Origin of the sequence: Gordonia sp. QH-12, from assembly GCF_001578675.1 — a bacterium.
Classification (GTDB): domain Bacteria; phylum Actinomycetota; class Actinomycetes; order Mycobacteriales; family Mycobacteriaceae; genus Gordonia; species Gordonia sihwensis.
In genome coordinates this window covers 205,700-219,525 of sequence record NZ_KQ969285.1, presented here as the reverse complement: position 1 = coordinate 219,525, position 13,826 = coordinate 205,700, and the positions used below count along the sequence as shown (strand labels likewise).

Annotated in this window: 10 protein-coding genes; 3 read left to right on the top strand and 7 right to left on the bottom strand. The window is 68.4% G+C overall.

The features are described from left to right. Positions 1–69: 69 nt before the first annotated feature. The 3 genes from dnaE to lspA form a co-directional block, all read right to left on the bottom strand. The gene (gene dnaE / locus Y710_RS05640; protein ID WP_006895348.1) at positions 70–3,606 is read right to left on the bottom strand and encodes a DNA polymerase III subunit alpha; all 3,537 of its coding nucleotides are present in this window, start codon (positions 3,604–3,606) and stop codon (positions 70–72) included. 137 nt (positions 3,607–3,743) lie between these two features. After that, complete coding sequence (locus tag Y710_RS05635; RefSeq protein ID WP_062366734.1) at positions 3,744–4,670, bottom strand: RluA family pseudouridine synthase; 927 nt, start codon at positions 4,668–4,670, stop codon at positions 3,744–3,746. Next, positions 4,663–5,265, bottom strand: coding sequence for a signal peptidase II (lspA, locus tag Y710_RS05630; RefSeq protein WP_006895346.1), 603 nt, complete (start codon positions 5,263–5,265; stop codon positions 4,663–4,665). The genes Y710_RS05635 and lspA overlap by 8 nt, the downstream gene beginning before the upstream one ends. Before the next feature lie 83 nt (positions 5,266–5,348). Between lspA and Y710_RS05625 the strand changes: the two genes are divergently transcribed. Beyond that, positions 5,349–6,335: a hypothetical protein gene (locus Y710_RS05625; RefSeq protein ID WP_062366732.1), complete on the top strand. Its 987-nt coding sequence runs from the start codon at positions 5,349–5,351 to the stop codon at positions 6,333–6,335. A gap of 53 nt (positions 6,336–6,388) precedes the next feature. Here Y710_RS05625 and Y710_RS05620 read toward each other — a convergent pair whose 3' ends face one another. Further along, a complete protein-coding gene (locus tag Y710_RS05620) occupies positions 6,389–6,970 on the bottom strand; it encodes a WKL family lipoprotein (protein ID WP_006895344.1) in 582 nt (193 codons plus the stop codon). Between the two features lie 196 nt (positions 6,971–7,166). Between Y710_RS05620 and Y710_RS05615 the strand changes: the two genes are divergently transcribed. Further along, complete coding sequence (locus tag Y710_RS05615) at positions 7,167–8,102, top strand: asparaginase (RefSeq protein ID WP_006895343.1); 936 nt, start codon at positions 7,167–7,169, stop codon at positions 8,100–8,102. Positions 8,103–8,125: 23 nt separating this feature from the next. Here Y710_RS05615 and Y710_RS05610 read toward each other — a convergent pair whose 3' ends face one another. Beyond that, the gene (locus tag Y710_RS05610) at positions 8,126–9,541 is read right to left on the bottom strand and encodes a DNA polymerase IV (RefSeq protein WP_006895342.1); all 1,416 of its coding nucleotides are present in this window, start codon (positions 9,539–9,541) and stop codon (positions 8,126–8,128) included. After that, the gene (locus Y710_RS05605; protein WP_006895341.1) at positions 9,534–9,719 is read right to left on the bottom strand and encodes a hypothetical protein; all 186 of its coding nucleotides are present in this window, start codon (positions 9,717–9,719) and stop codon (positions 9,534–9,536) included. The genes Y710_RS05610 and Y710_RS05605 overlap by 8 nt, the downstream gene beginning before the upstream one ends. Before the next feature lie 44 nt (positions 9,720–9,763). Here Y710_RS05605 and Y710_RS05600 point away from each other — a divergent pair, with 44 nt between their 5' ends. Beyond that, positions 9,764–10,528 carry an SGNH/GDSL hydrolase family protein gene (locus Y710_RS05600; RefSeq protein WP_039866949.1) on the top strand — a complete coding sequence of 255 codons (765 nt, stop codon included), beginning with the start codon at positions 9,764–9,766 and terminating at the stop codon, positions 10,526–10,528. 12 nt (positions 10,529–10,540) lie between these two features. Here Y710_RS05600 and ileS read toward each other — a convergent pair whose 3' ends face one another. Continuing rightward, entirely contained in the window at positions 10,541–13,729 is a 3,189-nt protein-coding gene (gene ileS, locus Y710_RS05595) for an isoleucine--tRNA ligase (RefSeq protein ID WP_062366730.1), read from the bottom strand. Positions 13,730–13,826: the final 97 nt, after the last annotated feature.

Below are 13,826 nucleotides of genomic sequence, written 5' to 3'. Positions count from 1 at the left end.
ATCCACAGTGTAGCTCAGTCGACGAGTTGAGATTCGGTGAACCGAATCTCGGCCTCGTGCCTGCCCTTCTCAGGTCAGACAGCTCGGGCCCAGGAGTGCCTTCAAATCCCCCATCAGGGCCGACGACGGCGCCACGCGCAGTGAGTCCATCAACCGCAACTGCGTCTGCTTCCGGTCGCTGACCAGCGTCACATGAACGTCGGAGGTCCCCGGATGACGCACGAGGATCTGTTTGAGCGCGCTGACCCGGTCGGGCGTGCAGACGCGGGCCGACAGCGTGAGATTCAGCGGCTTGGTGGTGCCGACCGCTGACAGGTCCGGAACCGCGAGGTCGTTGGCGCTGATCATCGTCGAATCGTCACGCTTGTTGACACGGGCCTTGACCAGGACGATGTTGTCGGGCACCAGGTCCATCCCGTACGCGACGTACGCGCGCGGGAAGAAGTACACCTCGACGCCGCCCACCATGTCCTCGAGCTGGACCGCCGCCCACGGCTCGCCCTTCTTGTTCACCCGTCGGGTCACCGAGGAGATGATGCCGCCGATGGTGATCTGCGCGCCGTCGGCCACCGACCCTTCGAGGAGCGCGGTGATCGAGGTGTCGGTCTGCGCCGCGATCGCGTGCTCCAGTCCTGCCAGTGGGTGGCCGGACACGTACAGGCCCAGCATGTCTCGTTCGAGAGCGAGCTTGTGCTTGGTCTCCCACTCGTCCTCCGGCACCTTGACCGCGAACACGTCCGAGGCACCGCCGTCGTCGTCTCCGACACCGCCGAAGAGGTCGAACTGGCCGACCGCTTCGGCCTTCTTGGTCGACAGCACGGCGTCGATCGCTTCGGAGTGAACGAGGAACAGGCCCTTGCGGTCGTGACCGAGCGAATCGAAACCGCCGGCTTTGATCAGCGACTCGGTGACCTTCTTGCTGCACGCCTGCACGTCGATCTTGCCCAAGTAGTCCGAGAAGCTCGTGTAGGTGCCCTTCTCCTCGCGCGCCGAGATGATCGAGGAGACCACTCCGGACCCGACGTTGCGGATCGCGGCCAGACCGAATCGGATGTCCTCCCCCACCGCGGCGAAGTCGGCACGCGACTCGTTGACGTCGGGTGGCAGCACCGTGATGCCCATCTTGCGACAGTCCGCGAGGTAGATCGCCGCTTTGTCCTTGTCGTCGCCGACCGACGTCAGCAGCCCCGCCATGTACTCGGCCGGGTAGTTGGCCTTGAGATAGGCGGTCCAGAACGAGACCAGCCCGTAGCCGGCGGCGTGCGATTTGTTGAAGGCGTAGCCGGCGAACGGCAGAACCGTGTCCCACAGGGCGGTGATCGCCCCCTGTGAGAAGCCGTTGTTCTTCATCCCCTCCGCGAAACCGTCGTAGGCCTCGTCGAGGATCTCCTTCTTCTTCTTTCCCATCGCACGACGGAGCAGGTCGGCCTGTCCGAGCGAGTAGCCCGCCACCTTCTGAGCGATCTGCATGATCTGCTCCTGGTAGACGATCAGGCCGTAGGTCTCCGCCAGGATCTCCTTGAGCGGCTCCTCCAACTCGGGATGGATCGGCTTGACGTCCTGCAGACCGTTCTTCCGCTTGGCGTAGTCGGTGTGCGCGTTCACACCCATCGGCCCCGGGCGGTACAGCGCCAACACGGCGACGATGTCTTCGAAGCCGGTGGGCTGCATCATCTTCAGCAGCTCGCGCATGGCCGCGCCGTCGAGCTGGAAGACGCCGAGCGTGTCGCCCCGCGCCAGCAGCTCGTAGGTCTTCGGATCCTCGAGCGGCAGCTTGTCGAGATCGAGGTCGATGCCGCGGTTGGTCTTGATGTTCTCGATCGCGTCACCGATGACGGTCAGGTTGCGCAGCCCGAGGAAGTCCATCTTGAGCAGACCGATGGCCTCGCACGAGGGATAGTCCCAACCGGTGATGATGGCGCCGTCCTGCGCACGCTTCCAGACCGGGATCGCGTCGGTGAGCGGTTCGCTCGACATGATCACCGCGCAGGCGTGCACGCCCGCGTTGCGGACCAGCCCCTCCAGGCCGAGGGCGGTGTCGTAGATCCGCTTGACGTCCGGATCGGTCTCGATCAGCGTGCGGACCTCGGTGGCCTCCGAGTACCGCTCGTGCTCGGGATCGGTGATGCCCCAGACCGGGATGTCCTTGGCCATGATCGGCGGCGGGAGCGCCTTGGTGATCCGGTCTGCGATCGCGAAGCCCGGCTGACCGAATTGGACGCGGGCCGAGTCCTTGATCGCGGCCTTGGTCTTGATCGTGCCGAAGGTGATGACCTGAGCCACTTTGTCGTGGCCCCACTTCTGGGAGGCGTAGGTGATCATCTCACCGCGGCGACGGTCGTCGAAGTCGATGTCGATGTCGGGCATCGACACGCGCTCGGGGTTGAGGAACCGCTCGAACAGCAGACCGTGCGGAATGGGATCGATGTTCGTGATGCCGAGCGCGTAGGCCACCAGCGACCCCGCGGCGCTGCCTCGTCCCGGCCCGACGCGGATCCCGACCTCCAGGGCGTGCCGGATGAGGTCGCCGACGACGAGGAAGTAGGCCGGGAAACCCATCTGGTTGATGACCGACAGTTCGTACTCGGCGCGCGAGATGTAGTCCGCGGGCGGATTGCCGTCGAACCGGCGGTCCAGACCGGCCATCACCTCGCGCGCCAGCCACGTCTCCTGCGTGTAGCCGTCCGGCACCGGGAAGATCGGCATCCGGTCGTGGTGCGCGTAGACCTCCTCGTACGACTGCACGCGTTCGCCGATCTCGAGCGTCGAATCGCAGCCGCCGGGGACGACGTCGTCCCACAGCGCTCGCATCTCCTCCGCCGACTTGAGGTAGTAGCCGTCGCCGTCGAACTTGAACCGTGTCGGGTCCGACAGCGTCTTGCCCGTCTGGAGGCACAGCAGCGCCTCGTGCGCCTTGGCGTGATCGCGGGTGACGTAGTGACAGTCGTTGGTGACCAGCGGCTTGATGCCGAGCTTGCGGCCGATGTCGAGGAGCCCCGACCGCACCCGCTGCTCGATCTCGAGGCCGTGCTCCATCAGCTCGAGGTAGAAGTTCTCCTTGCCGAAGATCTCCTGCCACTTGCCCGCCGCCTCGAGAGCCTCGGCCTCGTGGCCCAGCCGCAGCCGCGTCTGCACCTCACCGGACGGGCAGCCGGTGGTCGCGATGATCCCTTCGGCGTGCTCGGCGATGATCTCGGCGTCCATACGCGCCCACTTGCCGAGCTGTCCCTCGATCGACGCCAGCGACGACAGTTTGAAGAGGTTCCGCAGCCCGGTGGCGTTCTCGGCGACCATCGTCATATGCGTGTACGCACCCGAACCGGAGACGTCGTCGGACTTCTGGTCGCGCGTGCCCCACTGGATCCGCTTAGTGTTGAAACGGGACTCCGGTGCGATGTACGCCTCGATGCCGATGATCGGCTTGATGCCGTGCTTGCGCGCGGTGTTGTAGAACTCGCTCGCACCGAACATGTTGCCGTGGTCGGTCATCCCGATCGCCGTCATGCCCAGGCGCTCGGCCTCGGCGAACAACGGGGACATCTTCGCGGCACCGTCGAGCATCGAGTACTCGGTGTGATTGTGAAGATGAACGAACGACCCGGACACGCGGCGACTCCTTGAGGCGATCGAACCAACTTGAGACCACTCCACTGTAGAGAAGACCTCGGACACTTCCGCCGTGGCACGCGGACCTGTGACGGATGAGACGAGCGGCCCGCGCGAGGGCCGATCACCTCCTCGTCTCACGGCTCCCGGAGAACGTCCAGGGCGTGCTGCAGATCGGCCGGGTACTCCGAGGTGAACTCCACGCGACGACCGTCGGCGGGGTGCGCGAAGGCCAGCATCCGGGCGTGCAGCCACTGCCGTTCGAGCCCCAGCCGGCCCGCGAGCCGAGGATCGGCGCCGTAGGTCGGGTCGCCGCAGCACGGATGGTGCATCGCCGAGAAGTGCACACGGATCTGGTGCGTGCGTCCGGTCTCCAGATGAACGTCGAGCAACGACGCCGCCGCGAACATCTCCAGGGTGTCGTAATGCGTCACGGATTCACGACCGCCCGCGGTGACGGCGAAACGCCAATCGGACCCGGGATGTCGACCGATCGGCGCGTCGATCGTCCCGGACGGCGGATCGAGGTGCCCCTGCACCAGCGCGTGGTACCGCTTCTCGACGGTGCGTTCCTTGAACGCCCGCTTCATCAGCGAGTACGCGCGTTCGGACGCGGCCACCACCATCACCCCCGAGGTACCCGCGTCGAGGCGGTGCACGATGCCCTGGCGCTCGTGCGCACCCGAGGTGGAGATGCGGAAGCCGGCCGCCGCCAGCGCTCCGATGACGGTCGGCCCCGACCAGCCGAGCGACGGATGCGCCGCGACGCCGGCGGGCTTGTCGACGACGATGATGTCGGAGTCGTGGTAGAGCACCTCGAGGTCTTCGACCGGTGTCGGCTCCACCGTGAGCGGCTGCTCCGGCTCGGGAAGAAGCACGTCGAGCCACGATCCGGCCGCCAGCTTGTGGGACTTGCCCACCGGGACGCCGTCGACGGTGATGTCACCGGCGTCGGCGAGCGTCGCGACCACCGTGCGCGAGAGACCGAGCACGCGCGCCACGCCCGCGTCCACGCGCATCCCGTGGAGACCGTCGGGGACCGGCATCGCCCGCGAGTCACGCATCGTGGTCCTCCTCGTCCTCGCCCGACTCCGCCGGGTGCTTCTCACTGCCGTGCCGAGCCGCCCATCCGGTGCGGGATCCGTCGTAGTCGTAACCGAGCAGGGTCAGCACGACCAACAGAACCGCACCGCAGACGACCGCCGAATCGGCCATGTTGAAGGTGGGCCACCAACTCCCCACCTGAATGAAGTCGACCACATGGCCGCGCAGCGGCGCCGGATCGCGGAACATCCGGTCGGTCAGATTGCCCAGCGCCCCGCCCAGCACCAGGCCCAGGCCGATCACCCAGCCCAGCGAACCGAGCCGCTTGGCGTAGCGCGCGATCACCACGACGACGGCCAGCGCGACGAAGGTCAGCACCCACGTGTAGCCGGTGGCCATGGAGAACGCCGCGCCGCTGTTGCGGACCAGGTGAAAGGTGAGGAAGTCGCCGATCACCGACACCGTCTCACCGGGTTCCATCTTCGCAACCACCAGCACCTTGCTGAGGACGTCGATCAGGTAGGCGGCGACCGCCACCGCGATGAGAACGGGGATCAGCCCGACTCCGCGGCGGCGCGCCGGGTCTCCGGCGCGCTGCGCCGCAGGTTGGTTCATGACCTCAATTCTCCACATCGGCCGCGTCAGCGTCGCACCCCGCCTCGTCGGGACGGCCCGCGGCCCGCACTACTCTGGCTCGGGTGACTGTCTCGTCTCCGGTTTCCCCGCGTTCCACCACTGCCCGCCGCGCCGTCGGCATGGCCGCCGCGGCGGTCGTTCTGGCGTCCGGCGCCGCGGCGTGTTCGTCTTCGAACGACGCCTCCGGCGACGGTCCGTGTGCCACGACGCCGGCCAGCAAGTCCGACGGCGCGCGGTCGATCACCGTGCCCGACGCCGAGGTGACCGTCCTCTCCCCCGGCGAGGGTCCGGCGCAGCCGCTCACCGTCTCGCCGAGGACCGATGCCGCCCAGCGGGTCACGCTGGAGACCTCGTCGCTCGAGGCGAGCGTGGCACCGACCTCGCGCACGGAGAACACCAATCAGGTGCAGAAGACCGAGCAGCAACTCGTCACTCCGATCACCGCGCGCGCCGTGTGCGACGATCCGAGCAGTCTCGAGTTCTCCATCGGAACGCCCACCAGCAAGGACACCGCTCTCGACGGCCTGCTCGGCGCGCTCGACGGATCCACGGGCGGCATCTCGTACGCCCCGGGCCTGGTGCCCACCCGGCTGCGCCTCAAGCCCGACGAATCGTCCGAGTCACCCGCACGCAGCGCGCTGGAGCAGTCGCTCGTCGGGGCGCTCGACTACGCGGTGCCGGTGCCGACCACCCCGGTGGCCCCGGGTGCCCGATGGCAGTCGGTGCGGACGGTGTCCGCGGCCGCGACGGTCACCCAGACCATGACCGTGACACTGACCGCTCGCGAAGGCGACATCCTCAAACTCGACGTGCGGGTCGACGAGACACCGGTCGACTCGGTCTTCTCTATCCCGGGGTCCGACGCGAAGCTGCACATCGCGAAGTTCTCGATGAGCGGCTCGGGCTCGTTGACGGTCGATCTCCGCTCGCTGCTGCCGGTCTCGGGCGACCTCACGATGAAGGGCGGCCGCGAACTGACCGGCGACGACCCCAACCGGCCCATCCTGCAGCAGAACGAATTCACCCTCACCTGGCGGAAGTCGGAATGACTCCGCGCCTGGCGAGGGCGAATGGATGTGCTCCGGTCAGCGGCTGACCGGAATCAGCCCGCGGCCTTCTTGCTCGAGGTCGCGCTCTTGGCCTTGCTCGACGGCGAAACGCACAGCGGCGACTGCACGTCGGTCTGGCTCAGCAGCGGGCAGACGGTCTCCTTGGAGAGCTTCCAGCGGCCGTTGTCGAAGACGATCGACGCGTCGATCTTGGTCGGCGGGTTGTTCGGCAGCTTCACCTCGACCTTCACCTTGGCTCGGTTGGGCCCGGCCTTCAGGATCGGCTTCTTGATCTCGTAGGTGACGTCCGGGTTCTCCTTCTTGGCCTTCACCAGCTGCGTGAAGAGGTTCGGGTCCACCTCGGAGCCCTCGACCAGGTCGGTCTTGGCCGCCGGCTTGATATTCGGATCGAGCGCCTTCTGAAGCATGTCGTTGAGTGCGGCGACGCCGGGAACCTTGTTCGGGTTCGTCATCTCGGCCTCGGTGCCGGTGGCCGCACTGCTCGTGGCCGCGGCGCTGGACGTGGTGGCACTGGGCACGGGCGGAGCGTCGGAGTTGTCGTTGCCGCCGCACGCCGCGGTCGCGGCGATGGCGCCGGCAAGCACGGCACCGGTCACGATTCTGCGAATGTTCACCGAAGTAGTCCTCACATTGGGGTCGGATTCCAGCGGGCCCTCCCAGACCCGAACTCAGACCACTATGCCAAAGAGCCCGCGATCCGCACACTCGCTCAGGCCGGTATCGGGTGACTTCTCAGCTTGGTCTCATCTGTCTCGCCAGCCCCACCGCGAGCTGCAGACACGATCGACGCGGGATGCAAGAATCGAGACCATGAGCACACGTCAGGTCGTGATGATCACCACTGGCGGCACCGCCGCCTCGCAGACCACCGACGACGGGGCCGTGCCGGTCCTGCACGCGGCCGACCTCGTCCCGGCGACCGCCGACGACGTCCGGGTCGCACCCGTCGAGCTGATGGCCAAGGACTCGTCGGCGATGACCGTCCGCGACCAGTTCGCAATCGTCGCAGCGATCGCCGAGGCCTTCGCCGATCCCGCGGTCGCCGGAGTGGTGGTGACGCATGGAACCGACACTCTCGAGGAGACCGCCTACTTGGCGGACGTCTTCGCCGCCGACCCCCGCCCGGTGGTGTTCACCGGCGCGCAGTTCCCGGCCGATCACCCGCTCTCCGACGGTCCGGCCAACATCGCCGCCGCGGTGGCGCTGGCGGCCGACGCGGACTCGCGCGGACGCGGTGTGCTGGTGGCGATCGGCGGCCGGGTTCTCGGCGCGCGCGGCGTGTTCAAGACCTCGACCACCGAGGTCACCGCATTCGACACCGTCCATCCCGACCTGCCGCGACCGCTGGTCTCGGACACTCTTCCCGAGGGCAGGCCGGCCCGTGTCGACCTGCTCGCGCTCTACCCCGGCGTCTCACCCGGCACCATCGCGTCGGCGGTCGCCCAGCGGGCGGCGGGCATCGTGCTGTCGGCGACCGGCTCTGGCAACACCCATCCCGACATCACCGCCGAGGTGAATCTCGCGGTGCAGCGCGACGTGGCGGTGGTCGTGTCGACCCGGGTCCCGTACGGCCCGGTGGAGCCGACCTACGGTGGTGGTGGCGGCGGCGTCGATCTCGTCCGGGCCGGCGCGATCTTCTCCCCGTGGCTGCGGGCGCCGCAGGCGCGGATGGCCCTCATCGCCCTGCTCTCCCGCGGCGCCGACGCCGACGCGATCGCCGCCTTCTTCGCGGCGTCGTCCCCCTGACCGCACAGCCCCAGCTGTACTGTCTAGTCCGGATCCCCCGATTCGGCGACCTCGTCCCAGGCGAGGCTGTCGAGCGGGTCCGCCCGCGTCAGTCTCGGCTCGGGCAGTCGGAAGGTCTGCGCGCGGCCCGGACCGGTCGCGCGCGTCTCGAACCGGACGGTCACGAAGCCGTGACCCCCGCCCTGCACCCATCCGTGGCCGTGATCGGGATGCGAGACGTCGGTACCGGTGGGCCAGTCGACGACGGGTTCGGCGGCGGTGTCCTCGTCCGGGACGCCGGGCGCACCAGTGGCCGCAGCCCCCGTGCCGGAGGGCGACGCGGAGTCACCGAGGTCACCGAGATCGGGAAACAGCGTCTCCTGGTGAGTGTCCGACAACCCGGAGTATCCGACGCCGACCAGGCGGATCGGCCCCACCTCCAAGGGATCGAGCATCACCCGGTGCGCCGCCGCGGTCAGCGCATCGAGGTCGGTCGTCGGCGCGGGCAGAGTGGTCGAGCGGGTCAGGATCGACATGTCGGAGCGGCGCAACTTCACCACCACGGTCCGCGCGCCGCGGCCGTCCGCCAGCAGCCGTCGATGCGCATGCGACGCCGCGCCCGAGACGGCCGCCCGGAGTTCGGCCGCGCGCACGATGTCGACCGCGAAGGTCGATTCGGCGCTGATCTGCTTCGCCTCCGCCCGCTCGGTCACCGGGCGATCGTCGATCCCGCGCGCGAGCCGGTGCAGCGACGGTCCCGCGGTGGCGCCGAGGACCGAGGCGACCTCGACATCCGAGAGCGCCGCCAGGTCGCCGATGGTCTCCACTCCCAGCCGAGCCAGTCGGTCTCCGGTCACCGGGCCGATCCCCCACAGCTTGCGCACCGGCAGCGCTTGCAGGAAGTCCAATTCCGTGGACGGCGGAATCACCTTGGCCCCATCGGGTTTGGCCATTCCGGAGGCGATCTTGGCGATCTGTTTGCCCGAGCCGAAGCCCACCGAAGCGGGCAGCCCCGTCTCCTCCCGGATCGCGGCGCGCAGCCGGTGGGCGAAGTCGAGCGCGTCGGCGGCGGTGGCGCCCGCGAGCTCCTGCGGTTCGCCGAACGCCTCGTCGAACGAGAGCGTCTCGATGACCGGGACGAAGGTTCTCACGAGTCCGAAGACGCGGCGGCTCACCACCGAGTACACCGATCCGCGCGGCGGAACCACCACCGCGGAGCCGCCGACCAGCCGCCGCGCCTGATGCATCGGCATCGCCGAACGGGCACCGAACGTCCGCGACTCGTAGCTGGCTCCGGCCACCACGCCGCGGCCACCGGTGCCGCCGACGAGCACCGGACGCCCGGCCAGGGTCGGCCGCGTGAGCTGCTCCACCGACGCGAAGAAGGCATCCATGTCGATGTGCAGCACCCAGCGCGCGCTGCGCTCCCCGCCGGCGGTGCCGGGTGCGGAGTCAGTCACGGGGACGGCGGCACAGGGCCAGCACTCGGGGATCGGTGGTGACGAAGCGGTCGACCTCTTCACCCGCGTCGCAGCGCAGCAGCGCGATGGTCGCCGAGTCCGGCCGCAGCGACACGACCTCCCACTGCGCGCCGTTGTCCTCCCAGCGCTGGAGTCGCTCGAGATCGTCGCCGCTCATGGCCCGATTCTATCGCCGGCCCCGCGGGCGTACTCTCGGCAGACGTGCCTTTCCTTCGATATGCAGCATTGGGCGACTCCTTCACCGAAGGAGTCGGGGACCACGACCCGCAGCGGCCGAACGGAGTCCGCGGCTGGGCGGACCGGGTGGCGGCCGAGTTGGCGCGGCTCGAGCCCGGCGCCGAGTACGCCAACCTCGCCATCCGCGGTCGCAAGCTCGAGCCGATCGTGGCCGAACAGGTGGAGCCGGCGCTCGCACTCGACCCGGATCTGATCACCCTCTACGCCGGCGGCAACGACATCCTCCGGCCCAAGGTCGACATCGACGCCCTGCTCTCGACGTACGACGCCGCCGTGGCGCGACTGACCGAGTCCGGTGCGCGACTCGTGCTGTTCACCGCGCACGATCCGGGCGGCTGGCCCCTCTTCAGCGCCCTTCGCGGGCGCTTCGCGATCTACAACGAGGGCGTCCGCGAGATCGCCGACCGCCACGGCGCCACCATCGTCGACTTCTGGCGGATCGACGACTACCGCGACGTCCGCCTCTGGGACTTCGATCGGCTGCACATGTCGGCCGCGGGCCATCAGCGCATGGCGATCGCCGTGCTCGACGCGCTCGGCGTCGAGCACGGCCTCCGGCCGCTGGAGCAGGCCCCGCTCCCCGACCTGTCGCCCGCCCGCCGGCGCGCCGAGAACCGGCGTTGGATCAGGGAGTTCGCCGTGCCGTGGATCGGCAGACGCCTGCGCGGCACCTCCAGCGGCGACGACCTCTCGCCCAGGTTCCCGGAGATGACCGCGCTCGGCGCGTGAGCCGAGCGGCGACTACGCCTTCTCGATGTCGGCGGTGACGCCGTCTCCGAGTTCGATCGCCCCCGGTCGGTCCGAGGTCACGTCGAACGCGGTCGCCAACACCTCGCCGGCGATCATGTCCGAATGACGCCTCGCGGTCTCCACCCGCTCCTCGGGCACCGCCAGGCGCACCGAGATGCGGTCGGAGATCTCCAGCCCGAGGTTGCGGCGCGCGTCCTGCAGTTCGCGGACCCGGTCCTTCGCCCAGCCCTCGGCTTCGAGTGCGGGCGTCACCGCCGTGTCGAGGACCACCAGACCCGCCCCGCCCGGCATCTCGGCGGTCGAATCGGGTGCGACGGCGACCAGCTTCCGTGAGAACTCCTCGCCCTTCAGGACGATCCCGTCGGCGACGACGGTCTGTTCGCCGGTCTCCGGATCGGTGCCGAACTCCCAGTCGCCCGACTTCACCGCCTTGATCGCGCGCTGGACGTCCTTGCCGATCCGCGGCCCGGCCGCTCGTGCGTTCACGGCCACCTCCACGCGGCCGACGGCGTCGACGTCGGTCGAGAGCACGACCTGCTTGACGTTCATCTCGTCGGCGATCAGATCGGTGTACGGCGCCATCCGTTCGGCCGCGGGCGCGGCGACGGTCAGCGCCGGAAGCGGGAGACGGACGCGCAGCTTGTTGGCCTTGCGGACACTCGACGCGACCGAGCACACGGTCTGCACCTGATCCATGGCCGCCACCAGTTCCGTATCGGAGGGCAGCTCGTCCTCGGCCGGCCAGTCGGTCAGGTGCACCGACCGTTCACCGGTCAATCCCCGCCACATCGCCTCGGTGGCCAGCGGAAGCAGCGGTGCGGCGAGCCGGCCCGCCACCTCCAGCACCGTGTACAGCGTGTCGAAGGCGTCGGGGTCGGTGTCCTGGCCCGCCCAGAACCGGGCCCGCGACCGCCGCACGTACCAGTTGGTCAGCGACTGGCAGAACTCGCGGAAACTCTCGCAGGCGCCGGCGATGTCGTAGACGTCGAGCGCCGCGGTCATCTCGTCGCGCGTCTGGGCCAGTTTGGCGAGGATGTAGCGGTCGAGGACGTGCTGCGAATCGGTGCGCCACGTGGCCGGGCGCTCCGCGTACAGCTGCAGGAAGCTGTATGCGTTCCACATCGGCAGCAGAGCCTGGCGCACTCCCTCGCGGATGCCGCGCTCGGTGACCACCAGGTTGCCGCCGCGCAGGATCGGCGAGGCCATCAGGAACCAGCGCATCGCATCGGAGCCGTCGCGGTCGAATACCTCGTTGACGTCGGGGTAGTTGCGCTTGGACTTGCTCATCTTCTGACCGTCATCGCCGAGCACGATGCCGTGTGCGGCCACCGTTTTGAACGCGGGGCGGTCGAAGAGGGCGGTGGCCAGCACGTGCAGGTTGTAGAACCAGCCGCGGGTCTGTCCGTTGTACTCGACGATGAAGTCGCCCGGATTGTGCGCCAGCTGATCGCCGCCGCCGTCGAACCACTCGGTGTTCTCGAACGGGTAATGCACCTGCGCGTACGGCATCGACCCGGACTCGAACCAGCAGTCCAGGACCTCCGGCACGCGTCGCATCGTCGAACGCCCGGTCGGATCGTCGGGATTCGGCCGGGTCAGTTCGTCGATGTGGGGCCGGTGCAGGTTCTCCGGCCGCACCCCGAAGTCGCGCTCGAGCTCGTCGAGACTGCCGTAGACGTCAACCCGCGGGTACGCCGGATCGTCGGAGACCCATACCGGGATCGGCGCTCCCCAGAAGCGGTTGCGGCTGATGTTCCAGTCCTTGGCTCCGGCGAGCCACTTGCCGAACTGCCCGTCCCGGATGTGGGCCGGCGACCAGGTGATCTGCTGGTTCAACTCCAGCATCCGGTCCTTGATCTCGGTGACGGCGACGAACCACGACGGCACGGCCATGTAGATCAGCGGCTGGCCCGACCGCCACGAGTGCGGGTAGGAGTGCTCGATGGTCTCGTGCCGAAGGATGCGGCCCGCCGCCTTGAGATCTCTGATGATGTTCGGGTTGGCGTCGAAGACCATCTGGCCCTGGTACGGCGGCACCAGATCGGTGAAACGGCCGCCCGGATCGAGCGGCTGCACCACCTCGATGCCGTTGGCGGTCGCGACGTCCATGTCCTCCTCACCGAAGGCCGGCGCGAGATGGACGACGCCGGTGCCGCTGTCGGTGGTGACGTAGTCGGCCAGCAGCACCACGTGCGAGGCGGGGTGGCCGAGGAAGAAGTCGAACGGCGGTCGGTAACTCAGCCCCGCCAGTTCCTTGCCGAGGTACACCCCGACCGTCTCCGGTTCGCCGAGTTCCTTCGCGTACGCACCGACAAGAGCCGAGGCCAGCAGGTACTCGTCGCCGTCGGCGGTCCGCACATGCGAGTACTCGGTCTCGGGATGTACCGCGATCGCCAGGTTCGACGGAAGGGTCCACGGCGTCGTCGTCCAGATCAGCGCGTTGACGCCGTCGAGCGGTGATCCCGGCGCGGAGAGCGGCATCGTCACGGTGACCGCCGGATCCTGGCGCATGCGGTAGGCGTCGTCGAGCTTGGACTCCTGGTTGCTCAGCGGCGTCTGCTCGTACCAGGAGTACGGGAGCACGCGGTATCCCTGGTACACCAGGCCCTTGTCGTGCAGGCGCTTGAAGGCCCACATGACCGACTCCATGAAGTCCAGATCGAGCGTCTTGTAGTCGTTCTCGAAGTCGACCCAGCGGGCCTGCCGGGTGACGTAGTCGCGCCACTCGCCCGTGTAGCGGAGAACCGAGTCGCGGCAGTATTCGTTGAACTTGTCGACGCCCATCGTCTCGATCTCCGATTTATCGGTGATCCCGAGTTGCCGCTCGGCCTCGAGTTCGGCGGGCAGACCGTGGGTGTCCCAGCCGAATCGGCGGTCGACCTTCTTACCGCGCATCGTCTGGTACCGCGGGATCACGTCTTTGACGTAACCGGTGAGCAGGTGGCCGTAGTGCGGAAGTCCGTTGGCGAAGGGCGGACCGTCGTAGAACACGAACTCCGGTGCGTCCTCGCGATTGGCGATCGACGCCTTGAAGGTGTCGTCCTCCGCCCAGTACTGCAGGACGGTCTCCTCGACCTGGGGAAACGACGGCGCTCCCCGCCCGGTTCCGTCGGTCAGATCGACGATCGGGTAGGCGCGCGCCGTGGTGCTCTGCTGTGATTCGGGGGTCGTGTCGCTCACGCGCTGCTCCTCGTGCCTGGTCTTCGCCGACGCTCTCGTCGGCCCTGTGGGCACGGGGACGCGACTGTGTGGACTCGCCTGAGTTCACGGTCTGCGC